This is a genomic window from Rhodanobacter sp. C05 (assembly GCF_002001165.1).
Taxonomy (GTDB): domain Bacteria; phylum Pseudomonadota; class Gammaproteobacteria; order Xanthomonadales; family Rhodanobacteraceae; genus Rhodanobacter.
Map to the genome: position 1 here is coordinate 75,492 of NZ_MUNQ01000008.1, position 25,406 is coordinate 100,897.

17 protein-coding genes are annotated in these 25,406 nt (G+C 61.1%); 8 read left to right on the forward strand and 9 right to left on the reverse strand.

Annotated features, from left to right (window positions below):
- Positions 1-52: 52 nt before the first annotated feature.
- A complete protein-coding gene (locus tag B0E51_RS06410) occupies positions 53-1,111 on the reverse strand; it encodes a LacI family DNA-binding transcriptional regulator (protein ID WP_077444067.1) in 1,059 nt (352 codons plus the stop codon).
- A gap of 388 nt (positions 1,112-1,499) precedes the next feature.
- Here B0E51_RS06410 and B0E51_RS06415 point away from each other — a divergent pair, with 388 nt between their 5' ends.
- The 3 genes from B0E51_RS06415 (at position 1,500) to B0E51_RS06425 (ending at position 8,574) form a co-directional block, all read left to right on the forward strand.
- Positions 1,500-4,142: a glycoside hydrolase family 2 protein gene (locus B0E51_RS06415; RefSeq protein WP_077444069.1), complete on the forward strand. Its 2,643-nt coding sequence runs from the start codon at positions 1,500-1,502 to the stop codon at positions 4,140-4,142.
- Positions 4,143-4,174: 32 nt separating this feature from the next.
- Entirely contained in the window at positions 4,175-5,620 is a 1,446-nt protein-coding gene (locus B0E51_RS06420; RefSeq protein ID WP_077444341.1) for a glycoside hydrolase family 125 protein, read from the forward strand.
- 488 nt (positions 5,621-6,108) lie between these two features.
- Positions 6,109-8,574, forward strand: a complete 2,466-nt coding sequence (locus B0E51_RS06425; protein WP_077444071.1) for a GH92 family glycosyl hydrolase — start codon at positions 6,109-6,111, stop codon at positions 8,572-8,574.
- 178 nt (positions 8,575-8,752) lie between these two features.
- Here B0E51_RS06425 and B0E51_RS06430 read toward each other — a convergent pair whose 3' ends face one another.
- On the reverse strand, positions 8,753-10,111 hold the full coding sequence (locus B0E51_RS06430) for an alpha-L-fucosidase (protein WP_077444073.1): 1,359 nt from the start codon (positions 10,109-10,111) through the stop codon (positions 8,753-8,755).
- A gap of 94 nt (positions 10,112-10,205) precedes the next feature.
- A complete protein-coding gene (locus tag B0E51_RS06435) occupies positions 10,206-10,985 on the reverse strand; it encodes an IclR family transcriptional regulator (protein WP_077444075.1) in 780 nt (259 codons plus the stop codon).
- 229 nt (positions 10,986-11,214) lie between these two features.
- Between B0E51_RS06435 and fucP the strand changes: the two genes are divergently transcribed.
- Positions 11,215-12,501 carry an L-fucose:H+ symporter permease gene (gene fucP, locus B0E51_RS06440; protein WP_077444077.1) on the forward strand — a complete coding sequence of 429 codons (1,287 nt, stop codon included), beginning with the start codon at positions 11,215-11,217 and terminating at the stop codon, positions 12,499-12,501.
- Entirely contained in the window at positions 12,501-12,842 is a 342-nt protein-coding gene (locus B0E51_RS06445) for an L-rhamnose mutarotase (RefSeq protein WP_077444079.1), read from the forward strand. The genes fucP and B0E51_RS06445 overlap by 1 nt, the downstream gene beginning before the upstream one ends.
- Before the next feature lie 135 nt (positions 12,843-12,977).
- Here B0E51_RS06445 and B0E51_RS06450 read toward each other — a convergent pair whose 3' ends face one another.
- From B0E51_RS06450 to B0E51_RS06475, 6 genes are all read right to left on the reverse strand, one after another.
- Positions 12,978-14,135: an alpha-hydroxy acid oxidase gene (locus tag B0E51_RS06450; RefSeq protein WP_077444080.1), complete on the reverse strand. Its 1,158-nt coding sequence runs from the start codon at positions 14,133-14,135 to the stop codon at positions 12,978-12,980.
- Entirely contained in the window at positions 14,132-15,451 is a 1,320-nt protein-coding gene (locus B0E51_RS06455; protein WP_077444342.1) for an L-fuconate dehydratase, read from the reverse strand. The genes B0E51_RS06450 and B0E51_RS06455 overlap by 4 nt, the downstream gene beginning before the upstream one ends.
- A gap of 43 nt (positions 15,452-15,494) precedes the next feature.
- Positions 15,495-16,358 carry a fumarylacetoacetate hydrolase family protein gene (locus B0E51_RS06460; RefSeq protein ID WP_077444081.1) on the reverse strand — a complete coding sequence of 288 codons (864 nt, stop codon included), beginning with the start codon at positions 16,356-16,358 and terminating at the stop codon, positions 15,495-15,497.
- 17 nt (positions 16,359-16,375) lie between these two features.
- A complete protein-coding gene (locus tag B0E51_RS06465) occupies positions 16,376-17,122 on the reverse strand; it encodes an SDR family oxidoreductase (protein ID WP_077444082.1) in 747 nt (248 codons plus the stop codon).
- A gap of 72 nt (positions 17,123-17,194) precedes the next feature.
- A complete protein-coding gene (locus B0E51_RS06470) occupies positions 17,195-18,133 on the reverse strand; it encodes an amidohydrolase family protein (protein WP_254424434.1) in 939 nt (312 codons plus the stop codon).
- The gene (locus B0E51_RS06475; RefSeq protein WP_077444083.1) at positions 18,079-19,107 is read right to left on the reverse strand and encodes an aldo/keto reductase; all 1,029 of its coding nucleotides are present in this window, start codon (positions 19,105-19,107) and stop codon (positions 18,079-18,081) included. The genes B0E51_RS06470 and B0E51_RS06475 overlap by 55 nt, the downstream gene beginning before the upstream one ends.
- Positions 19,108-19,399: 292 nt before the next feature.
- Here B0E51_RS06475 and B0E51_RS06480 point away from each other — a divergent pair, with 292 nt between their 5' ends.
- From B0E51_RS06480 to B0E51_RS06490, 3 genes are all read left to right on the forward strand, one after another.
- On the forward strand, positions 19,400-20,569 hold the full coding sequence (locus B0E51_RS06480; RefSeq protein ID WP_077444084.1) for a glucokinase: 1,170 nt from the start codon (positions 19,400-19,402) through the stop codon (positions 20,567-20,569).
- A gap of 112 nt (positions 20,570-20,681) precedes the next feature.
- Complete coding sequence (locus B0E51_RS06485; RefSeq protein ID WP_077444085.1) at positions 20,682-23,306, forward strand: glycoside hydrolase family 3 C-terminal domain-containing protein; 2,625 nt, start codon at positions 20,682-20,684, stop codon at positions 23,304-23,306.
- A 101-nt stretch (positions 23,307-23,407) separates the two neighbouring features.
- Complete coding sequence (locus B0E51_RS06490) at positions 23,408-25,171, forward strand: beta-galactosidase family protein (RefSeq protein ID WP_254424463.1); 1,764 nt, start codon at positions 23,408-23,410, stop codon at positions 25,169-25,171.
- The last annotated feature ends 235 nt before the right edge of the window (positions 25,172-25,406 follow it).

Consider the following 25,406-nt stretch of genomic DNA (forward strand, 5'->3'; position numbering starts at 1 on the left):
GAGTAGGGGATATGCCCTCTTCGTTAACGGCCATGCGGACTCCCGTGGGCGGTCAGGTTGTCGGTAGCGTGTAACTGCTTGCGCGCACCATCAGTTGCACCGGGGCGATGATGTAGCGTGGTGCCGATAGCGGCTCGTGCAGTCGTTGCAGGATCAGCTCCGCTGCCTGCCGCCCACGTTCGCGTGGCGCGACCGCCAGCGTGGTCAACGGTGGCACACCCAGCGCCGCTTCGGCGATGTTGTCGAAGCCGGTAAGCGCGAAGTCGTGACCTGGTTGCATGCCGCGTTGACACAGGCCAAGCATCAGGCCGAGCGCCACCGCGTCGTTGTAGCAGACCGCGGCCGTCGGTGCGGGGCTGCGGGCAAACAAGGCGGGGCATTGCACCACGGCGTCCACTCGGTTCGGTGCGCACTCGACGCGCCAGTGAGGTTTGATGAGCAGGCCGGCCGCCCGCATTGCCTCGGTGTAACCGGCGAAGCGCTCGCGGCAGGAACTGGAATCGCGATGGCCGCCAAAGAAAGCGATATGCCGATGGCCTAGCGCGATCAGGTGTTCGGTGGCAAGCCGGGCGCCGCGCTGGTTGTCCAGCATAAGCCGATCCCAATGCGCAGCTTTCGGTGCATTGCCGCCCACCTCACGGTTGAACAGCAGCAACGGCGTCTGTCCTCCCACCGCCGCCAGTACATGCGAGACATCGCTGCCTTCGGCGGGTGACAGGATGATGCCTGCCGGCCCATGCTCTATCAGCGATCGAAGCACCGCCTGTTCGCGCTCGATCGATTCGCCGGTGCTGCCAAGCAGTGTGACGTAACCGGCTTCGCCCAGCCTCTCATCGACTCCGGATGCGAATTCGGCAAAGAACGGATTGGCCAGGTCGTTCAAGATCAACGCGATGCTGGATGAGCTGCGCCGGCGCAGGTTGGCCGCGGCGCGGTTGTAGACGTAGTTCTGCCGACGCAGTTCTTTTTCTACCTTGGCCCGGGTGAGTTTGTTCACCAACGGGCTGCCGCGCAGTACCAGTGAGACAGTGGCGCGCGACACGCCACAGCCAGTGGCGATATCGCTGAGTGTGGTCTTGCGATGGACAGAAGAGATGCTTTCCGTAGCCATAGTCGAATCTGCTGATTGGAACGATCCAAATGTAACCGAAATCGGGATCTGCAATGGCATATTGCAACGCGACATGCATCGTCACGACACGGATGCTAACGTAAGGTATAGATCGATCTAAATCCGGGGATTAGTGAAACATTCCGTATCGCCTGTATCGGCGGTCTGGCGCCTGCTGGTGATACATGGGGCGGAACAAAACACATGGCAATGCTGCTCCGGTGGAAGTCACTGCTACGCCATGTTTCATGTTTTGGCCCCGGTACTGAATGCCTGTCTGCTGCGTCACCACGAACCCATACCGCTGCATACAGGTATTCAGATGACCGCACCGATCAGCCTAACCAGGTCACGCGCGATTCGATCAGACACGCATCGATCAAGTGCGATGCGTTGCCTGGTCCGATCGGTTGGCTTGCTGCTGGTGCTGTTGTTGCCGATGCTGGGCGCGGCTGCGCCATTGACGACGCAAATGTTGGACAGCGGCTGGCAGTTCCGCCTGGCTCCCGGCGACAGCCATGCCACGGATCACCCGAAAGCCGTTTTGTGGCAACTTGCTACGGTGCCGGGGACGGTACAGACCGATCTGATGGCGACAAAGCTGGTCGCCGATCCGTTCTACCGCGATAACGAAGCGCAGATTCAGTGGGTCGGCCTGTCTGACTGGCAGTATCGAACGTCCTTCAACGTCGACCATGCCACGCTGGCGCGCCAACACGTCGAGCTGGTGCTGGATGGCCTGGATACTTTTGCCGACGTTTATTTGAACGGCGAGAAGCTGATCGCCGCCGACAACATGTTTCGTCGCTGGCTGGTACCAGTGGCATCGCTGCTTCACGAAGGCGCGAACACGCTGGAAGTGCGGTTGTACTCGCCGATCAAGCGGCTGCAACCGTGGCTGCTCAAGCAGTCGTACGCGCTGCCGGGCGAGTTCGATTCGTCGTTCGGCGACGAGCCCAAGGGCAAACAGACGGCCAATTACATACGCAAGGCCAACTACCAGTACGGTTGGGATTGGGGGCCGCGTATCGTTGCCGAAGGTATATGGAAGGACGTGCATCTGGATAGTTGGGATGCGACGCGTGTCGCCGATTTCCATGTGGAGCAGACGCACATCGGCAAGTCGGCGGCGCAGGTCAACGTGCAGTTCGACATGGAGGCCGACGTCAGTGAGCCATTGCATGTGAGCGTTGATGTGATCGGGCCGGATGGCAGGTCGGTGGATCGCATCGAGCGCGATATCACGGTTGCCCCCGGCGGCAGCCAGGTCAGCCTGCCGCTGCGCATCGCTGACCCGAAGCTGTGGTATCCAACCGGGTACGGCGCGCAGGACATGTATACGTTCAAGGCCAGCATCCGTGACGCCGCTGGCGAACTGTACGAAGCCCAGAAGGCTACTGGCTTGCGCACTATCGAATTGCGTCGGCAGAAGGATCAGTGGGGCAGGAGCTTCGAGTTCGTCATCAACGGCATCCCGGTGTTTGCCAAGGGCGCCAACCTGATTCCGTTCGACAGCTTCCCGACGCGCGTCACGGATGCGCAGATGCGTCATGTCCTGGAGTCCGCGCGCGACGCCAACATGAACATGCTGCGCCTGTGGGGTGGTGGCTATTACGAGTCGGATCGCTTCTACGAGATGGCCGACCGCCTGGGCATCATGATCTGGCAGGAATTCATGTTTGGTGGTGCGATACCGCCGAACGACGTGGCCTATACCGAGAACGTGCGGCAGGAAGCGATCGAGCAGGTCAAGCGGCTGCGCGATCATCCCAGCATCGTGCTGTGGTGTGGCAACAACGAGGTACAGACGGGTTGGGAAACCTGGTCCGATCGCGAAGCTTTCAAGAAGACGATTTCGGCGGATGAGCAAAAGCGCATTGCTGCCGGCATGGTCAACCTGTTCGGCAAGGTGCTGCGCAACGTAGTGATGCGTTACGACAGCGACGTGCCGTATTGGGCCAGTTCGCCGAGCACCGATTACGACGGACCGGCCAATGTGCTCGGCGATGGCGACTATCACTATTGGGACGTGTGGTCGGGTGACGCCAAGCCGGTTACCGAGTACCTCAATGTCACGCCGCGTTTCCAGTCCGAATACGGCCTGCAGTCATTTCCGGTGATGCGCACCATCCGCGCGTTTGCCGAGCAGGGCGATCAGACGCCGGAATCGCCGGTGATGCGCGCCCATCAGAAATACGACAACGGCAACGGCAACAAGCGCCTGATGCTCTACATCACGCGCAGTTATGGCGAGCCCCGGGACTTCCCGGCCTTTGTCTATCTCAGCCAGGTCATGCAGGCCAACGGCATCCAGTTGGCGGCCGAGCATCTGCGTGCATCGCGCCCGCAGTCGATGGGCTCGCTGTACTGGCAGCTCAACGATGTCTGGCCCGGCGCGTCCTGGTCCAGCATCGACTACTACGGTCGCTGGAAGGCATTGCAGTTCCATGCCCGTCGTTTCTATGCGCCGCTGCTGATCGCCGCGCTAAGGAACGATGGCAACACTACCGTTTCGCTGGTCTCCGATCGCACGACGTCGCTGGCTGCATATTGGCGCATGCGTGTGATGGATTTCGACGGCAAGGTGCTGAGTGAGCACGAGCAAGCTGTCATCTTGCCGGCGTTGGCGAGCACCAAGGTTGCCAGCTACACCGATGCGCAATTGCTGCAGGGTGCCGACCCGCATACGTCATTCGTCGTGTTCGAGCTTGTCGATGGCGATAAAGTCGTCTCGCGCAATAGGGTGTTCTTCGACGAAGCGAAGAACCTGCAGCTGCCCGTGCCGCAGATTCGCACGCAACTCCAGATGGCTGCGCAGGGCTACGCGCTGACGTTGACGGCAGGCAAGCTGGCGCGTGACGTGTGGGTTTCATTTGGCGATCTCGATGCCGAGGTATCCGACAACGCTTTCGATATCCTGCCAGGGCAGAGCATTACCTTGGTGGTGCGCAGCAAGGCCACGCTCGACGAACTGCAGCATGCGCTGCAAGTGCAAAACCTGGCGAATGTGATGCGGGAGGCAATGAACTGATGCCAGTGCCATCGGACGACATCTCCCTCGCCATGCCGACGCGTCGCGACATCCTGAAATGGTTTGGTGCTGCGGCGGCCTCGGGCATGGTGGTGGGCCTCATCCCGAACATGGCTACGGCGGGCACGTTGTCGTCGCCGTATGTCAGCAAACGTCCGCCGGTGGGCAAGCGCAAGTTTGTCAGCGCCGCCGTGGAGCGGCAGCTGGCAACGGTGAAGTCGGCCATCGGTGATCCGAAGCTCGCCTGGATGTTCGAGAATTGCTATCCGAATACGCTGGATACGACCGTCGAACTCGGGACACTCGACGGCAAGCCGGACACGTTCGTCATCACCGGCGATATCGACGCCATGTGGCTGCGCGATTCGTCGGCGCAGGTGGTTCCCTATATTCCGTTGGCGAAGAACGACTCCGCCTTGCAGCGACTGTTCCGTGGCCTGATCCGGCGGCAGGCGCGCTGCATCCGGATCGATCCGTATGCCAACGCCTTCATGCCCGATCCGCATGCGCCGCCACTGATCTGGGCGCAGCATGACAGCACCGACATGAAACCCGGCGTCGGTGAGCGCAAATGGGAAATCGATTCGCTGTGTTATCCGATCCGCATGGCCCATGCCTACTGGCAAGCCACGGGGGACACCGAGCCGTTCGACGACGACTGGCGCACGGCGATGCGGCTCGTGCTGCAGACTTTCCGCGAACAGCAGCGCAAGCACGGCCGCGGGCCTTATCACTTCCAGCGCACGTCCGAAGTGCCGACCGAGACCCAATTCCTCGACGGCTATGGCAACCCGACGCGTCCGAACGGCATGATCCACTCGATGTTTCGTCCGTCGGACGACGCATGCGTGTACCCGCTGTTCGTGCCGTCCAACCTGTTCGCCGTGGTCAGCCTGCGCCAGCTCGCGCAGATGGGCCGCGCGCTCCATCACGACGATGCGTTCGCCTCGGACTGCGAGGCGCTGGCGAATGAAGTCGAGCAGGCGGTGCGCCGGGATGGTCGCATGCGTGATGCCGACGGTCGCGTTTACTGGGCCTATGAAATAGACGGCTTCGGCAATCAGCTGTTCATGGACGACGCCAATGCGCCGGGTCTGCTCAGCTTGGCTTACCTCGGTTGCTGCGATCGCGAGGATCCCGCATATCGCCATACCCGCGACCTAGTGTGGAGCGCGCGCAATCCGTATTTCTTCAAGGGCAGGGCGGCCGAAGGCATCGGCGGTCCGCATGAAGGCCTGCGCATGATCTGGCCGATGTCCATCATGATGTACGCGCAAACCAGCGACGATCAGACGCAGATCCGTCAATGCCTGACATGGTTGCGCGACACCGATGCGGGAACCGGCTTCATGCACGAGGCGTTCGATCAGGACAATCCCTCGCGCTTCACCCGCGGCTGGTTCGCTTGGGCGAACACCTTGTTCGGGGAACTCATCGTCGATGTGTATCGCAAGCATCCCGAGCTGCTGCGCGGCTGAATCCGCAAGCGGCCTCCGCGAGCCGTGCGGCAGCGATACCGGGGTCGATTTCGAGTGTGCAACGTATTTTTTCGCGATGTAACGGAAATCTTAAATAAATATAAATAAATCAACCGTTTGTGTAATATGAAAATAAATTTGGATCGTGATAAATTTTTCGATTACAGTCGTGGTACGGATCTCTGACCCGAGTGACACTTACTTAAGCTCGTCATCCTCGCGAGGCGCTTCTCAACAGCGAAGCTGATCAAGCGAGGATCCAGCGTCTTTGGCAAATGGCAAAGGGCTGAAGCCACTGGATTCCCGCTTTCGCAGGAATGACAAAAAGTGGGGTTTCTACCTTGAGTAAGTGCCGTTCATCTCTGACCCGGTTTCACCACAACGGTTGAGTGCGCTCTGCACATGATCGGGACGACCACTCCCCCCGAGCCTGTCGTCGACGCTTCTGCCTCCATCAACCACAGCGTCCAATTCACGGAGAAACCCGCATGGTGTCCCGCCGACAATTCCTACAAGGCATGGGCGCGCTTGCCGTGCTGGGCAGTCCGCTACCGGCTTTTGCCACGCGGTTTGCAGATGCCACGGGCGTGCAGAAACTGGCAGGTGGGTCGTCGCCGCGAGCCGGTGGTGTATCGCAGTATGTGGATCTGTTCATCGGCACCGGCGGCCACGGTCATACCTATCCGGGTGCATCGATGCCATTCGGCATGGTGCAGCTGAGCCCGGATACGAATGACGCGGGCTGGGATGCATCGTCGGGCTATCACCAGGCCGACGGCTCGATCATGGGCTTCTCGCATACGCATCTGAGCGGTACCGGTGCGGCCGACATGCTCGATGTGCTGGTGATGCCGGCGCAGGGTCCGGTCTTGCTGCAGCCAGGCGCGCGCGGCTTGCCGGATGTGAATTACCACTCGCAGTTCGACGGCGCGGCTGGGCCGGGAGCGCAACTGACAGCGAACAGCAACGCGCATCCGCGCAAAGGCTATCGTTCGCGTTATGAACGCACATCGGAGCACGCCCGGCCAGGCTATTACGGGGTGCATCTGACCGATCACGATATCCGCGCGGAACTGACCGCGGGCCTGCGCGCAGGTCTGCACCGCTATACCTTCCATGGTGCGGGCAGCGGGCATTTGCTGGTCGATCTGGCGCACGGTTTCCATGACGACTACAAGGTGCCCTGCGCGGTCACCGATGCGCAGTTGCGCCTGGTCGGCAACGACACGCTGGTCGGCAGTCGGCGTGTGCATCAATGGGCCAACGGCCGGCATATCCATTTCGCGATGAAGGTGTCGCGTCCGTTCTCGCAAGCCACGCTGTACTCGGAAGATGTCGCCGCGCCGAGCGGTACCGGTGAGCTGAACGGCACGCATCTGAAGGCGGCCCTGCATTTCGACGAGGTGGCGCGCGAGCCGGTGCTGGTGAAGGTCGGCATCTCGGCCGTGGATATCGACGGCGCGCTGCGCAACCTCGAGGCGGACATTCCCGGCTGGGATTTCGATCAGTTGCAGCAAACCGCCGCGGATACCTGGGAGCGCGAACTCAACCGCATCCAGGTTGAAACTACTTCGAAGCGCGATCTGCGCGTGTTCTATAGCTCGCTCTATCACACCATGCTGGCACCGACGCTGTTCAGCGATGTCGATGGCCGTTACCGCGGCATGGATCTGCAAGTCCACCAGTTGCCGCAGGGGCAGAACAACTACAGCACCTATTCGCTTTGGGATACCTACCGCGCGCAGCATCCGCTGCTGACCTTGTGCCAGGCCGATCGTGTGCCGGATTTCGTCAACTGCCTGGTGCGGATGGCCGAGGAGAGTCCGGATGGTCCGCCGGTATGGCCGCTGCAGGGCGTGGAAACGGGCTGCATGATTGGCTACCACTCCGCGGTCGTGATTGCCGAGGCGCAGGCGAAAGGTTTCACCGGCATCGATTACGCGCGCGCCTGGCCGCTGTATCGCAAACGTGCGATGGATGACGATTACCGTGGCCTGCCGCTCTACCGCAAGATGGGTTACATCCCGAGCGACAAGGAAGGCGAGGCGGTGAGCAAGACGCTGGAATACGCCTACGACGACTGGGCCGTCGCGCATATGGCGGATGCCGCCGGCGAGAAACAGCTCGCGCAGGCCTTGCGCGAGCGTTCGCGCAACTATCGTCATGTCTTCGACAAGAAGCTGAACTTCGTGCGGCCACGCGGCAGCGACGGCGACTGGCTCGAGCCTTTCGATCCGCGCGGAATGGGGTATTCGAGCCAATGGCGCGATTTCACCGAATCGAATGCATGGCAGGCCACCTTCCTCAACCAGCACGACCTGTACGGCTACATGAGCATGTTCGGCGGCCCACAGGTTTTCGAGCGCCAGCTGGACAAGCTGTTCACTACAAGTTCGAAACTGCCTGCCGACGCGCCGCCGGATATCGCGGGCATGGTGGGCCAGTATGCGCACGGCAATGAGCCGAGCCATCACGTGGCCTATCTGTATGCCTACACCGGTGCGCACTACAAAACCCAGGCTCGCGTGCGCTCGTTGATGGAAACCATGTACCCACCGGAGCCGGATGGCCTCGCAGGCAACGAAGACTGTGGCCAGATGAGTGCGTGGTATGTGATGAGTGCGCTGGGTCTTTATGCGGTCGATCCGGTAAGCACGAACTACGTGTTCGGCAGCCCATTGCTCGATCGTGCCGAGGTCGCGCTTGCCGCCGGTCGCCGACTGGTCATCAAGACGATCGACAACGGACCAGGGCGGCCGTACATCCAATCAGTGCAATGGAACGGCAAGCCGTGGACGCGCAGCTGGATCAGTCACGCCGAGCTGGCTGCTGGCGGTACGCTGGAGTTCCACATGGGCGCTACACCGAACCGGCAATTTGGTGCCGGTCCGGCGGATCGTCCGCCCGCGTTCGGCATGCCGGCTACGACGGCGGTTTCCGTTGACGCAGCATGAGTACCCTGCAGGCAGGTACGCGAGTTTCGACTTGACTGCAGTGAAGTGATGCCGGCGCGGATGCAGGATCATGGGTTCTTCTCTGAGACGGCGAACATCGCCGTCTCAGGGAGCCGTCATGCCGCCTGAGCGCATGGCCATTTGGTTCCCTAGCGTGACTGGCTCATCTTTCGGAAGATCAGCCGCCGGCCACGTTGAATAGCTGAAATTCTCGAATGCGTGCCGTGCAAACGCTGGACAGAATATTCAGGCGAACCTTGGTGGTGGTCGCCGGCGCGAAGCGATCGATCTTCATGTGACCGATGGCTTCGGCTTTGGCCACGGGCGCCCACGTATCGCGAGCCCATACTTCGATCGCGTACTTCTGCACGCATTGACCGTCGTTAAGCCACTCCATGGTGAGGGCATGATCGATGGTGACGGGTTTTGCGAAATCGACTTCAAGCGTCGCGTGATGTGAACCTTCCGCGGCTGACCAGAAGGTATCGGGGTTGCCGTCCAGGGCTGCCGAGACATTCGTGTCGGTGGCGGCATGCTGCCGGGCCAGATCCTTGTCGATGCCGTAGCGTGCGTGAAGCGCTGCACCGAATTCCTTGAGGCGCGCAACGTCAGCATCGGGCAGCACGCCGTGTCGATTCGGTGCGATGCCCAGCATCAGCTGGCCACCGCGTCCAACGCTGTTTTCCCAGATGTCGACCAGCTCATCGATGCTTTTCAAGGTCTTGTCGCTGTCCGGATGCCAGAACCATTGCAGTGTGTGCAGCGGTGTATCCACTTCCACCGGACGCCAGCGCAGCTCACCATGGCGGTCGATCGCATTCCAGTTTTCGTCGTGGATATGGCCGTCTTCGCTTCCGACCCAGCGAATGTCGCCGTAGTCGAACAGGGCCACGTCGGCGAAGACCATCGTGTTCGACTGGTAGGTCCTCAGCTCTTCGATATATTTCTTGAAATCGTAGACATGACCCGCGCTGCCGGCACCGTCCAGCCACCATTCGGTCAGCGGTCCATAGCTCTGGACGAGCTCATCCATCTGCGCGAGATAATATTTATCGTAGGCCGCTGCATCGGCATAGCGCGGCTCATGACGGTCCCACGGCGACAAATAGATGCCGAACCCCATGCCTTCCTTGCGGACGGCTTGCTCCGTCATTTGCACCAGGTTGCCCTTGCCATCCATCCACGGGCTGTTCTTGACGGAGTAGTCGGTTTGCTCCGTCGGCCACAGCGCAAAACCGTCGTGATGTTTGGCGACAAGCACGAGGTACGTGGCGCCGGCGGACTTGGCGGCGCGAGCCCATTGCGCCGGATCGACATGGTCGGGATTGAATACCTTGGGACTGGCCGTGCCATCGCCCCATTCACGGTCGAGGAAGGTGTTGGTGCCGAAATGCACGATCACGCCGAATTCCAGATCCTGCCAATGCACCTGCTGCGGCGATGGCTTGATATCGACGAAATTCTGCGCCAAAGAAGCGTTTGTGACACAGGTGACACCGGCCGCGAAGGCGAAGATGATGCGTAAACCTATCCGCATGTTTCTGGTCCTGCGTTGATATTTTCCTGGTTGACGTCGAACCTCGGCCTAGGCATCAGGCACTTGGCGAGCCTGATGCGCGGCATCCCATTACTCAGTCGGGACGGGCAGCGGCCCCGAAGTGCAGCGCGTCGGAAATTTCCCTTGTCGAGCGTTGCAGTTCGGCGATCACGTCGTCCATGGTGGTCCGCGCTTCGGTTCGCTGCGCGATGAATGGAATGGTGAGCGCGCACACGGCGCGTCCATGTTGCAGCACCGGCGCGGAAAGATCGGTAACCGCATCGACGACTTGGCTTGGCTCGCTGGCGTAACCACGTTCGCGCAGTTTGACCAGCAGCTTGGTCAGCTTCTTGCGATCCAGCGTCGGTTCGTATTTGACGATCATGTCCAGCCAGCGCTCACGCACCGCGTCGTCCTGGAAGGCGAGCAGCACGTGACCCGACGTCGATTTGGACATGGGGCGACGGTGCCCGACACGCACGACCAGGGCGACCTCGCCCGGGGGGTCCACACGGGTGATCACCACGATCTGTTCGTGCGATGGCACGACCAGATGGCATGCCTGTCCGCTGGTGTCCGCCAGTTGGTGCATGACTGGCAGCGCCGCTTCGATCATGCTTTTTACCGGTGGCTGCTCCATGCCCAGGCGGAACAGCCGCGTGGTGACCGAATAGCCGGAGTCGCCGTCGCCACGCGTGATGTAGTCACGTTCTTCGAGTACCAGCAGCATGCGAAAAATCTCGCCGCGCGAGCGACCGACACCTTCGGAAATCTCGGCGATGCTCAGCGGCTTGTGGGCGCCTGCCAGCAGTTCGAGTATGTCCAGCCCTTTGTCGAGCGCGGGTGCGCGGTATTTGGGGGTCTGAGTTGGCATGACTTTCCTTCCGTTGTGGCGGCCAGCTCGCCGCCTGTAGTACGACGTCGTCACTTATCTTGCCTTGACGATCAGGTGAATTTGTTGCGGCGCGTCTTGTCTTGCAGGTGAATTATCGTTTCATATTTGCACATGCCGGTCATGCCGTCACGCGGGTTCCGCAATTCGCGCTCGTGCGCGCCGATGGGAGAAGAGGGTGGCTGTGCAGACGGTTTCAGAAGGCCACACCATGCCGATGGGCGGCACCGCGCCAACCGACCGCCCATCCTGGTTGCCACTGGTCCTGATCGTCAGCCTGTTCTTTCTCTGGGGTGGCGCGAACAATCTCAACGATGTGCTGATCGCGCAATTCAAGAAAGCGTTCGTGCTCAGTGATTTTCGTGCGGGGCTGGTGCAGAGCGCGTTCTACCTCGGCTACTTCCTGGTCGCGATGCCGGCAGGCATGTACATGCGTCGCTTCGGCTACAAAAGCGCCGTGGTATTCGGGCTGGCGCTTTACGGTGTGGGTGCGCTGTTGTTCTGGCCGGCCGCGTCGTCGTCCACCTATGGCCTTTTTCTGGTCGCCTTGTTCGTGATTGCCAGCGGACTGGCCTTTCTGGAGACATCGGCCAATCCCTTCGTCACCTTGCTCGGCCCGCGAGAAACAGCGACACGCCGACTCAATCTGGCCCAGGCCTTCAACCCGTTGGGCTCGATCGCGGGCATCCTGATCGGCCAGCATTTCATCTTTTCGGGGGTGGACCATTCGTCTGCCCAGCTGGCGGCGATGAACGTCGCGGAACGTGCGGCCTACTACGCCACCGAGACGCGAGCCGTGCAATGGCCGTATCTGGTCATTGGTGTCGTGGTAATGGGCTGGGCCATGCTGATCCTGCTGACGCGTTTTCCAAGGACGACAGCGGCCCATGGCGCGTCAGCAGCGGCGGGCGGGGGCAGGGTGCTGCGCGCGTTGCTGCGCGACCGGCGTTTCGTTGGTGCATTGTTCGCGCAGTTCTTCTACGTCGGCGCACAGGTAGGTGTGTGGAGTTACACCATTCGTTATGTGCAGGCCACGATGCCGGGTACGTCATCCAGGGATGCCGCCAATTTCCTCACCGCGGGGCTGGTGTGTTTCATGGCGGGGCGTTTTGCGGGTACCGCGCTGATGAAGTATCTGGCGCCGGTGCGGTTGTTGATGGCGTTTGCCGCAGTGAACATCGCATTGACTCTGTTTGCCGTGTTCCAGCCGGGCATCCACGGCGCCTATGCGCTGGTGGCGTGCAGCTTTTTCATGTCGGTGATGTACCCGACGGTGTTTGCATTGGGCGTGGAGGGACGCGGCGACGACGAGCGCAAACTCGGTTCGGCTTTGCTCGTCATGACCATTATTGGCGGTGCGGTGCTTACCGCACTGATGGGTGCGGTATCCGACCTGAGCAGCATGGCATGGGCGATGACGGTGCCGGCATGCAGTTTCATGGTGGTGCTGCTGTTCGCCTGGCAGCGACGTCGACATCCCGTGAAGGAAAACGGCTGATGCCACGTCATTACTATGCGCTGGATCTGCGCGACGATGCCGCCGCCATCGCCGAATACGAGCGCTTGCATCGGCCGGAAAATGTCTGGCCGCAGATCACCGCGTCGATCCGTGCATCGGGGGTAGAAGAGATGGAAATCTTTCGTACCGGGAATCGGTTGGTGATGGCGGTGCAGGTAGCGGATAACTACGATGCATCGGCCAGGCACGGTATAGACGATCCGATGACGCAAGCGTGGGAGGCACTGATGGATCGCTACCAGCAGCGCTTGCCATGGGCTGAGGCGGGGCAGAAGTGGGTACCAATGACGCGTATTTTTTCGCTGACGTCGATGGAATGAGCGCAGCGAATCCCCACATGCTCGGCATATCTCGTGCTGATTCGTGTCGAGATTCAACCAGGCATTGTCGTCATTCCGGCTTTGCTCCGGAATGACGGAAAATTCGCCGCTCGACTGAATGAATACTGCCGGTTTTCAGCGCATTCCTGCATCGCCGCGCCAGATCACGTCGGCCGAAATGGCACGTACATCGGTCTGCCCGGTCAAGGCCATGCTCACGCTCAATTCGCGGCGAATCAGTTCGATCGCCTGCGTCACGCCGGCCTCACCGTTCGCACCCAGGCCATAAAGAAAGGCTTTGCCGATCAACCCGGCATGCGCCCCGCAGGCCAACGCCTTGAGCAAATCCTGGCCGCTGAGGATGCCGCCATCGAACAGCACCTGCAGGCGATCGCCGACCGCTTGCACGATGGAGGGCAGCACCTCGATGCTGGCCGGCGCACCATCCAGCTGACGGCCGCCATGATTGGACACGACGATGGCATCGACGCCATGGCCCGCTGCGATACGGGCATCTTCCGGATCGAGTATGCCTTTGATGATCAACTTGCCGGGCCACAACGCGCGGATCCATTCGAGGTCTTCCCAGGTCAGGGTCGGATCGAACTGCTTGGCGATCCATTGCGCTAGCGTGGAAAGGCTGTCGGTATTCTTGATACGCCCCTTCAAGTTGCCGAACGAACGACTGGGTGCGTGCAACATGCTCCAGGCCCAGCGTGGCTTGCTGAGCATGTCGAACAGATTGTGCAAGGTAATCCGCGGTGGCACCGACAAGCCGTTCTTGATCTCGCGATGACGTTGGCCTTGCACGGTAAGGTCCGCGGTCAGCATCAGCGCACTGCAACCGGCGGCCTTGGCGCGCTCGATCAGTTCGCGCGTAAAGCCGCGATCGCGCATGACGTACACCTGGAACCAGAACGGGGTCTTCACCGCGTCGTGCACTTGTTCGATCGAGCAGATCGACACCGTACTCAGGCAAAACGGGATGCCGGCCTTCGCGGCGGCGCGTGCGCCGAGGATCTCGCCGCCGCCGCGCTGCAGGCCGGTGAGGCCGGTCGGGGCGATCGCCAGCGGCATCGATACCGGCTGGCCGACAATGTCGGTGGCCAGGGATCGGTTGTCGACGTTGCGCATCACCCGTTGCCGCAGGCTTATCCGCGCCAGCGCCGCGTGATTCGCCCGCAAGGTGGTTTCTTCGTACGAGCCGCGATCGGCGTATTCGAAGAAGGCGCGCGGAACGCGGCGCCTGGCCAGTTCACGCAAATCGGCAACGCTGGCGATGGGAGTCGTCATTGTGCCCTCGACACATCGACCGGTTCGCGCCACGCAAGACCATCCGGGTAACGATAGTGCGTCAGCGCGCTCGCATGCATTTTCGCGGAAAAGCCCGGCGACTCGGGCGCGATATAACAGCCAAGGCGAATGACCACAGGATCGACGAAATGCTCGTGCAGATGATCGACGAATTCGATCGCGCGATCATCCTTTTTGCCGCTGATCGCCACGAAGTCGGCCATCGCCAGGTGTTGCACCAGTTCGCACAAGCCGACGCCGCCGGCGTGCGGGAACACGCGCACACCGAATTTGGCGGCCAGCAGCAGGATGGCCAGGTTTTCGTTGACGCCACCGACGCGGGCGGCGTCGATCTGCACGAGGTCGACTGCACCGGCCTGGAACAGCTGCTTGAACATGACACGGTTGTGGGTGTGCTCGCCGGTCGAAATCGGTACCGACGCAACGGCGCGGCGGATCGCGGCGTGGCCGAGTATGTCGTCCGGGCTGGTGGGCTCCTCGGCCCATGCGATGCGCACGTCCGACAGGCGTTGCAGCCATGCAATGGCGTCACGCACATCCCAGCGCTGGTTGGCATCGACGGCGATGCCAATGTCGGGCCCGACCGTTTCGCGTGCAAGTCGGCAACGACGCACGTCGTCTTCCACATTCATGCCTACCTTGAGCTTGATGGTACGAAAGCCCGCGGCAACCGCCTCGCGTGCCAGGCGCTGCATTTTTTCATCGGCATAACCCAGCCAACCGGGCGAGGTGGTGTAGGCCGGGTAGCCTTCGGCAAGCAACTGCGCAATGCGCTGTGCCTTGTTGGTGGCCGCGGCGTAGAGCATGGTCAGTGCCTCATCCGGCGTGAGCGCGTCGGTGAGATAACGGAAATCGATGGTCGCGACCAACTGCTCGGGCGTCATGTCCGCGATAAAGCACCATAGCGGCTTGCCTGCCATCCGCGCGGCGAGATCCCAGGCGGCGTTGATCACGGCACCGATGGCCATGTGCATCACGCCCTTTTCAGGGCCGAGCCAGCGCAATTGGGAGTCGCCGACCAGGCGCTTTGCGAAGCCGCCAAGATCGCCGATTACTTCGTCGAGGTCGAGACCCAGAACATGATGCGCGAGAGCGTCGATGGCTACTTTCTGTACATCGTTGCCGCGGCCGATGGTGAACGCGAACCCGTAACCGTCCATGCCGGGTTGATCGGTGCGCATGACGACGTAGGCTGCCGAGTAGTCCGGGTCGGGATTCATGGCATCCGAGCCATCCAGCTCCCGCGAGGTCGGAAAGCGGACATCGTAAGTCTCCAGCGCCGTGATCTTTGTCATGCCATGACCTTTCTCGAATAAAAGTGGTGCAACGTCGCGACGGTCATGCCGCATGTTCGTCGCCGAAGTGTGCGCGAACATGCTGACGCTGTCGGCCGAGTCCATCGATGCCTAGTTCGATCACGTCGCCGGGACGCAGATAGATTTGCGGTTTTTGTCCAAGCCCCACGCCCGACGGCGTGCCGGTGCTGATGACGTCACCAGGCAGCAACGTCATGTATCGGCTGATGTGGCTCACCAGTGTGGCCACGCTGAAGATCATCGTGCGGGTATGCCCGTTTTGATAACGGTGCCCGTTGACCTCCAGCCAAAGGTGGAGACTCTGCGGATCGGGAACCTCATCGGTAGTAACCAGCCACGGGCCGAGCGGCCCGAAGGTATCGCAGCTTTTGCCTTTGACCCATTGGCCGCCGTGATCGAACTGGAACGCGCGCTCGGACAGGTCGTTCACCACGAGATAGCCGGCGACACGTGCAAGTGCGTTCTCGACCGTGACGCTCCGGGCCGTTTCGCCGATGACAACACCCAGCTCCACTTCCCAATCGGTCTTGGTGGAGCCTTGCGGAATGATCACGTCGTCGTGGGGGCCCATGATCGCGCTGGTGGCTTTCATGAAAAGCACGGGCTGCTCGGGCACGGGCGCGTTGGTTTCCGCAGCATGCTCGGCGTAGTTCATGCCGACGCAGATCATCTTGCCGACATGTACGATGGGCGCGCCGTAGCGAGGTTGTCCAGCGACCGGCGGCAGCGTATGCGGATCGATTGCCGCGATGCGTGCCAGCCCCGCGCGGCCGAGCACCTGCGCATCGATATCGTGGATGACGGCTGAGAGATCACGAAGCGTGCCTGCTTCGTCGATGAGGCCGGGCCTTTCCTCGCCGGGAGCACCGTAACGTACCAGCTTCATGCATGTGCCTCTTGCGTTCAGTTGGACCAGCCACCGTCCACGACGTGGATGGTGCCGGTAGTGAAGGCGGATTCGTCGGATGCCAGATACAACGCCAGTGCAGCGATTTCTTCAGGTTCACCTAGGCGCCCCATCGGTTGGCGCTCGGCGAAGCTTTGCCAGTGAGCCGCTTCGTCGCCGCCAAGCGCGCGTACGCGCCCGGCCAGCGACGGTGTTTTCACCGTGCCCGGACAGATCGCGTTGCAGCGCACGCCGCGCGCGACGAAATCCGCAGCGATCGAACGGGTCAGGCCGATCACGGCGCCCTTGGTGGCGCCATAAGCAAAACGGTTCGGTACGCCTTTGACGCTGGAGGCGACCGATGCCATGTTGATGATGCTGCCCTTGCCGCGTTCGAGCATGCCGGGAAGCACGGCCTTGCACAGATGGAACATGCTGTCGACATTGATCGTGAACGAGCGACGCCAGCTGTCATCGTCGGTATCCAGGATGCTTCCCGCGTGTACGTAGCCGGCACAGTTGAACAACACATCGAATGGACCGGATGTACTGACCAGTGCTTCGATGCTGTCCGCATCGGTCACGTCCAGTACCTTGGTGGCGAGCGATGGGTGCTCTGCCATCAGGCTGACGAGCGCGCCGCTATCGATATCGGTGGCAAGAACCTGAGCGCCAGCTTGCGCAAAGGCGAGGGCAGTGGCACGACCGATGCCGGCGCCCGCCGCCGTGACAAGTGCGCGCTTGCCGGATAGACGTCCACTCATGCGGCATCTCCTGTGGCATCGCTTTTATCCCGGATGCGAAACGATGTGGCAGGCAAGATCATGGTGGTGCTCCTACATGTGGTCCCGAACAAGAGAGTCGATATCCAGTGGGTAAAAGCGCACGGCGTTGGCGGCGAAGACATCCGCCTGCGAGCCCGGTGCGTAGCGCTCGGTCAGCATCAAGGCCACATGAAGCCAGTGGTAAAAAGCAGCATGTGTGGTAAGTGCGGGCCAGTCGCTGCCCCAGATCAGGCGTTTCGAGCCGAAGTGCGTAAACAGAGCGGCGACATAGGGTTCTATCGCATCGTCATGGACGGGTTCGTCGAGAAGCGTGAGCAGGCCGGATAGCTTGCAGTGAAGCCGAGGGTGCTGGGCCAACTCGTCGATCCAGCGGATCCACGGATCGAACCCGCCGCTGGCAATGGCTGGCTTGCCTGCGTGGTCGAGTACGACACTCAATTGCGGGTTTCGTTGCAGTCGGCGACGAAGCGCGGGCAATTGCGGCATGCCGACCAGTGCATCGAAGGCCAGGCCGCGATCCTGTATGCAATCGAAAGCGCGATCGAGCGATGGCTTTGCCAGCCAGTCCGGATCGGCGATGTCCTGGGCCATCGGGCGCAATCCGCATAGCAGTCCGTCGCCGTCCCGAATCAGGGCATCGATGCGAGCGCCTACGTCGGGGGCTTCCAGATCGACCCAGCCAACAACACCGGCGACGGCGGGGTCGAGACGCGCCAGTTCAAACAGGTAGCGTGTTTCTTCCTCGGTGGGTGCGGCTTGCACGAGCACACTGAACTTGACGCCTGCAGCTTCCCGTTGTGCGCATAGATCGACCGGCAGAAATGCCTGGCGCAATGCCATCGGGGCCTGCGCCAGCCAGGCATAATCGCCGCGCGCTGGTTGCCAATAGTGTTGATGCGCATCGACAACCGTCAGGGCGTGGGTCGGGACATTGGTCATGGCGTGGGACTGCCACTCAGGATCAAGCCGGCCTCGCGCAAGGCGCGCCATGCTTCGGGCGGCACAATGGCTTGCATGCGGGCGCTGGCGCTGTCGACTTCCGACACGGTGCGCAAGCCGCACACCACACTCGCCACGGCAGGGTGCGCCAGCGGGAATTGCAACGCCGCCGCACCCACCTCGGTGTGGGTACGGGCGAGGATCTCGTAGTAGCGCTGCGCTCTTTCGAGAGTGGCGTCATCGGCCAGAGCGTAGTTGTAGAAATTGCCCGGACCATTCGTTCCGCCAAGCAGGCCCGAGTTGTAAGGGCCGGCGGCGAGAATGGCGACACCACGCGCCTGCGCCTGCGCCATCACGCCTTCGCTGTGCTGCTGTTCGAACAGCGTGTAACGTCCGGCCAGCATGATGGTGTCCAGCGGGAATCGCGGCATCACCTCAAGACACACCGCCTCTTCGTTGACGCCGATGCCGATGGCATCGCAGACGCCTTGCGCACGCAATTCCGCCATCGCTGGCAGTGCTTCATCCAGTGCCTGACGGAGCACCGAAGCATGGTTCGCTCCGTGCGTCAGCACACCGATGTCGTGCAGCAGCAGGACGTCGACATGATCGGTGCGCAGACGACTCAGGCTTGCCTCGAGCGAACGCAGGATGCCCTCGCGGCTGTAATCGAAATGGGCGTATCGACCATCGACGATGAAGCCATCGGCGTGACTCGTATGGCGGTGATCGATGTCGATGATGCGGCCGACCTTGGTCGACAGCGTAAAGCTGTCGCGCGGCAGACGACCCAACGCAGCGCCCAGCCGGCTCTCGCTCAGGCCGTAGCCGTAGTAGGGCGCGGTATCGAAATGCCGGATGCCTCGTTGCCATGCATGCGCAATGGTCGCCACGGCCGCATCGTCGTCCACCGACTCGTACAGGTTGCCGACTGGCGCACCGCCGAATGACAACGGCGACAGCGGCTCACCCCTCCGTCGATCTTTGGCGGTGTCCGGATCCGGCCTGGTTGTCGCTTGTGTCATGCCGCCCTCGCGCTGACCTCGGGAGCCGCCTTTTGAGGGGGCTTTCCACCTCCCGCCAAGACGTAATTTGCGCATGATCGCGCATCTGATTTGCTGTGTATATATAAACATTAAATTCACAGGTGTTTTTGGCGAGGCTGTGATGGGCATCGAAAAAAAAGATTGCATTTTGATTTATCACGATCTAAAACATATATGAAATGCTATTTCGCTGATAAACACTGACTGGATCGTCTGAGCCAGATCCGTCGGTCCGAGCGGTTTGACTCGCAGCAGATACAGGTGCGCGCACATGTCATCGCCAATGAAAAAGCCGGACCAATCGGGCGAGTCCCATCCGTCAAGGGTTCAGACCCGCCAGGGGTTCAGCCGCATGCTTGAGATGTCTGTGGCCACGCCGCCTGCGGATCCGTCTGAGCACGGATCGGACGATCTGGGTACTGCTTTGATAGGTCGATCCGCCTCTACTCGCGAAGGAGCGTTTCTTGTGGCGGATGTGGGGGGCACGCATGCGCGCCTGGGGCTTGTCGCGCCGAATGCGAAGGAGGGCGAGGTGGAAATCCTTGCCTATCGGACCTATCGCTGCGGCGACCATCCGCACATGGAGGACATCGCCCGCTGTTTCTGCGAAGAGTTTGGTGTGCAGCCGCGCGTGCTGGTGCTCGCATGCGCTGGCTATATGCATGCCGGGTCCGTGATCAACAAGAATCTCCCATGGCCCGTGATGCCTCGGATGATGAAAGAGGCGCTGGAGCTCGATAACGTCACCTCCCTCAACGATCTCGAAGCACTCGCTTATGCGGTAGGGCACATTGATTCCCACGGCGCGCCGACCCTGAAGGCACCGATGATATCCGTGCGGGAAGCCGGCCCCATCGTCATCCTTGGCCCGGGTACCGGACTGGGTGCTGCCGTATGGTTTCCCGGGCAACCGCCGCGTGCAATGGCGACCGAGGCTGGTCAGATCCAACTGGCTGCGCGAGTCGGTATCGAACAGCAGGTGCTGGCGCAATTGGCGCAGGCTGACAGTCACGTGTCGTACGAAGCGGTGCTTTCCGGACCAGGCCTGCATCGCCTCTATGTCGCACTGTGCGCTATACGCGACCGCTACCCGTCCCTTGACGAGCCCGTCGCCGTTACATCCGCAGCACTCGCTGGTGGCGACGACGTCGCCCGCGAGGCACTCACCCTGTTTTGTGGTTGGCTCGGGTCCTTTGCGGCGGATCTGGCCATGCTCTACGGCGCGACGGGTGGCATCTGTCTGGTCGGCGGTCTTCTTTCGCAAATGATCGGTTTCTTGCAAGAGAACCCCTTCATCGATCGGTTTCTCGACAAAGGTGTGATGCGCCCGTTTTTGCAAAAGATCCCTATTCGCGTCATGGAGCGCGGTCGACACGGTGTCATCGGTGCCGCCAGCTGGTATCTCGGTAAACACGTCAACGTCGACGGTTTCAAGCTTTAGTTCCCCGTGCCGATCGCGGTCGATCAGCTCTCTGGCTATCGGTCGCGATCGGTGTTTTTTGCGCAATATATCCGAAAGTCTGGGACGAGCTACCCGTGGAACAGCGCTGACCATGAAAACTTTCCGCGTCACCTTGATCTTGCGCGCGCTGCTGCTGGGGATAGGTGGCGTGGCGGTGTTCGGCACGCATGCATTTCCTTTGCCCGAGGATGGTCATGCGCAAGCTGAAGCACTGATTGCCAAGATGACGCTGGCGGAAAAGATTTCGCAAACGCAGAGCGGCGCACCTGCCATACCGCGACTTGGTGTCGCGGCCTACGATTGGTGGAGCGAGGGTTTGCACGGCATCGCTCGCAATGGCTACGCCACCGTATTTCCGCAGGCGATTGGCCTCGCCGCGAGTTGGGATTCCGGTCTGCTGAATCAGGTGGGTGCCACGATTTCTGTCGAGGCGCGGGCCAAATTCAATGCGGTGGCTACGACGCGCGACCATGCCCGCTACCAGGGCCTGACCATCTGGTCGCCCAACATCAATATCTTTCGCGATCCGCGTTGGGGCAGGGGACAGGAGACGTACGGCGAGGACCCGTATCTCACCGGCCAGCTTGCCGTGGGGTTCATTCGCGGCATCCAGGGCGATGATCCAGACCATCCGCGCGCGATCGCCACACCCAAGCATCTGGTTGTGCACAGTGGGCCGGAATCCGGTCGCCACGGCTTCGACGTCGATGTTTCGCCCTACGATTTCGCGTCGACGTATACACCCGCCTTTCGCGCAGCGATGACCGAGGGACACGCGGGTTCCGTCATGTGCGCGTACAACGCTTTGCACGGCGTTCCTGCGTGCGCCGACGACATGCTGCTGAACACACTGCTGCGCCACGATTGGGGCTTCAAGGGTTATGTCGTATCCGACTGCGATGCAGTCGACGACATGACCAGGTTTCACCATTTCAAATCCGACAACGCCCAGTCGTCCGCAGCCGCCATCCAGGCCGGTACCGATCTCGACTGCGGTAACGCCTATGCCGAACTGCTTGACGCCGTATCCAAGGGCTACGTCAAGGAGTCGGTCATCGACACGGCGCTCACACGGTTGTTTGCCGTACGCTACAAATTGGGCGAGTGGGGTGCGAAGGGCAGCGATCCGTATGCGGGTATCGGTTCCGATCAGGTGGATAGTCCGGCACATCGCCAGCTTGCCTTGCAGGCGGCCCTCGAATCGATGGTGTTGCTGAAAAATGCGCATGGCACGTTGCCGTTACGCAATGGGATGCATCTGGCCGTGATCGGACCCGACGCCGACACCCTGGAGACGCTCGAGGCGAATTACCACGGTACCGCGCGCGCGCCCATAACGCCGTTGCAGGGTTTGCGTCAGCGCTTCGGCGCGCGGTACATCGGCTACGCGCAGGGTGCCCCGATCGCCGATGGCGTACCGATACCGATTCCAGAAACCGCGTTACGCACCACGGCGCATGCGGAAAACGGTCTGCTGGGCGAGTACTTCGACCGCCTCGATTTCAGCGGTACGCCGCAGGTGACTCGTACCGATCGCGTCATCGATTTCGATTGGGACCATGTGCCGCCCGCGGACGGCATGCGTGCCGATCGCTACGCCGTACGCTGGAGCGGTGAACTGACTCCCCCGGGACCGGGCGATTACACCTTGGCGGTGCACCTCGATCGTTGCTTTGATTGCACAGGGCACGATCCCGTACGCCTGTATATCGATGGGCGGCTGGCGATCGACAATGATGGTGACGATAAGCACATGCAAGCGACGCTGCATTTCGCCGACACCCATCCCCACGCTGTTCGCCTCGAACTTGTGCATAGCGGACAGGACCAGGGCATACGCCTGCAATGGCTGGCGCCTGCCCAGGCGCAATTGGCGGAAGCAGAAGCCGTCGTGCAACGTGCGGATGCCGTCGTCGCCTTTGTCGGGCTTTCGCCGGATGTCGAAGGCGAGGAGCTGAAGATCGACGCGCCGGGCTTCAGTGGCGGTGACCGTACCGACATTGCCTTGCCAGTACTTCAGCGGAACCTGCTTGAGCAGGTGGCTGCCAGTGGCAAGCCGTTGGTGGTTGTCTTGATGTCGGGGAGCGCGGTGGCACTGAATTGGGCGAAAGCCCACGCCGATGCGATCCTCGTCGCCTGGTATCCCGGTGAATCGGGTGGCCTCGCGGTTGCCCAGACACTGGCTGGCGACTACAACCCGGGCGGTCGCTTGCCGGTGACGTTCTATCGCTCGACCAACGATCTGCCGCCGTTCGTCAGCTATGCCATGCAGGGGCGCACCTATCGCTACTTCACGGGCACGCCGCTTTATCCGTTCGGTTTCGGCTTGAGCTACACGCACTTCGTGTACAGCAAACCCGAGGTATCGACCACCGAATTGAGCGCGGGCGCATCGCTGACAGTCAGCGCGACTGTTCGCAATGAAGGCATGCGCGCTGGCGACGAAGTCGTGCAGGTTTATCTGGATGCAGCGGACTCCGCGCTGGCCCCTCGCCACGCCTTGGTGGGCTTTCATCGCGTAGACCTGGCCGCTGGTGAAAGCCGGCGTATGAGCTTTGAGCTTGCTCCACGCCAGCTAAGTAGTGTCGATGCAAAGGGTGACCGTGCCGTGGAGGCTGGCCATTACCGTCTGTTTGTCGGTGGCGGCCAACCTGGGGATAGCCAGGGCGTCGCTACTGCATTTGCCGTGACTGGCCATGAGGCAGTCTCCCATTGAACGCCGGGCATATTGCCGGAAAAAACGTGCGCAGGATGGCCTGTGTGATGGCCGCGTGGATTCTTGGCGTGGTGGTTTTGCCGGACATACCGGTCATCGCGATGGCCACGACACCCGTCACCATCGAAGGCAATCATTTTGTGCAGGCGGGAAAACCGCGCCAGATCATTTCCGGATCGATGGATTTCCAGCGCATACCGCGTACGTACTGGCGTGACCGCCTTCAAAAAGCGCGTGCCATGGGCTTGAACACGATCACCACGTACGTGTACTGGAATGCCATCGAGAAGCAGCCGGGGCAATTCGATTTCAGTGGACGCAATGACATCGTGGCCTTTATGCGCCTGGCACAGGAACAGGGTCTGGATGTCATTCTTCGCCCTGGTCCGTATGTCTGCGCAGAGTGGGAGGCGGGCGGTTTTCCGTCATGGCTGTTCGCCGATCCGCACCTTCATGTGCGTACACAGGACCCGGCGTTCTTGAAAGCAGTCGACAATTACTTCCAGCGCCTTGGCACGGAAGTGGCGCCATGGTTGGCCATCCATGGTGGACCGATCATCGCCGTGCAGATTGAAAACGAATATGGCTCATATGGCAACGATCGGCTTTACATGGAGGATATTCGTCACGCGTTGATCCGCGCTGGTCTGGGCGGTGATCTGATGTTTACCTCCGACGGTGCCGGCGAACTGAGCAACGATGCGCTGCCGGGTGTGCTGGTCGTGATCAACTTCGGTACGGGCGAAGCCAGAAACGAGTTCCCGAAGCTTGAGAAATTTCGCCCTGGCCAACCGATGATGGCCGGCGAATATTGGGCCGGCTGGTTCGATCACTGGGGAGGGACGCATGCGCACACAGATGCTCAAGTACAGGCCAAAGAACTGGCCTGGATGCTGGGGCACGGCTATTCGGTAAACATCTACATGTTCGAAGGCGGTACCACCTTCGGTTTTATGAATGGCGCCAACTTCCAGAGTGATCCTGCCGATCATTACGCGCCGCAGACCACCAGTTACGACTATGACGCGACGCTGGACGAAGCAGGTCGGCCCACGCCGAAGTTCGCGCAATTCCGCGACATCATCTCCAAGGTTACGGGCATCACGCCACCACCGGTGCCCCCGCCCATACCCTTCATGCAGGTGCCCGAATTCACACTGGAGGAGTCGGCATCGCTATGGGACAACCTCCCGGCGCCCTTGACGGCTGATCAGCCACAATCGATGGAGCACTTCGGCCAGGATTACGGTTACATCCTTTATCGCACGCAGATCAGTGGCCCAGTTACCGGGCAGCTCTATCTTGGTGAGGTGCGCGACTACGCTACGGTCTATGTCGATCGGAAACTGATCGGCACCGTCGATCGGCGTCTCAAGCAAGTCGCCGTGGAGACCACGATCGGCGCCGGCCCGCATACGATCGATGTGCTGGTCGAAAACACGGGCCGCGTCAACTACGGACCGCACCTTGAAGACGGCCGTGCCGGTCTTGTCGATCCGGTGTCATTCAATGGCAACGTACTGCACGGCTGGCAGGTTTATCCGCTGCCGATGCGTTCGCCGGACGCGCTTCGCGGATGGAAAACTCAAGCAGTGGATGGCCCTGCATTTCATCGGGGTCGTTTCAGTGAGGCGGTTCTGGCCGATACTTATCTGGATGTCTCCGCCTTCAGCAAGGGATTCATGTGGGTTAACGGACATAACCTTGGCCGCATCTGGGACATCGGTCCGCAGCGCTCGCTGTATCTGCCAGCACCATGGCTCAAGCGAGGCGATAACACCGCCGTGGTTTTCGATCTGCGCCCGCCGCGACGTCCCGTGCTGCGCGGCCTCGTGCAGCCGCTTTGGTTGAAGCCAGCGGGTTAGGCGCATGAAGGTATCCGCTGGGCCATTCAATTCGACTTGGCAATGCTCGGGATTCCCATGCTCGGGCTTGCGGCAAATCCCAATCCTGTTCTTCTTCGCGAGTTCATCAGCACATCTCCACTAACCCGACAGAGCATGCATCGACGATTGTCGAAACGCCTGGAGGGCTTGTCGTGGCACGGTTGGGTGGCAAGCAGGAGCGCGACCCAGGCGTTGGCGGGTGGCGCGACAAGTG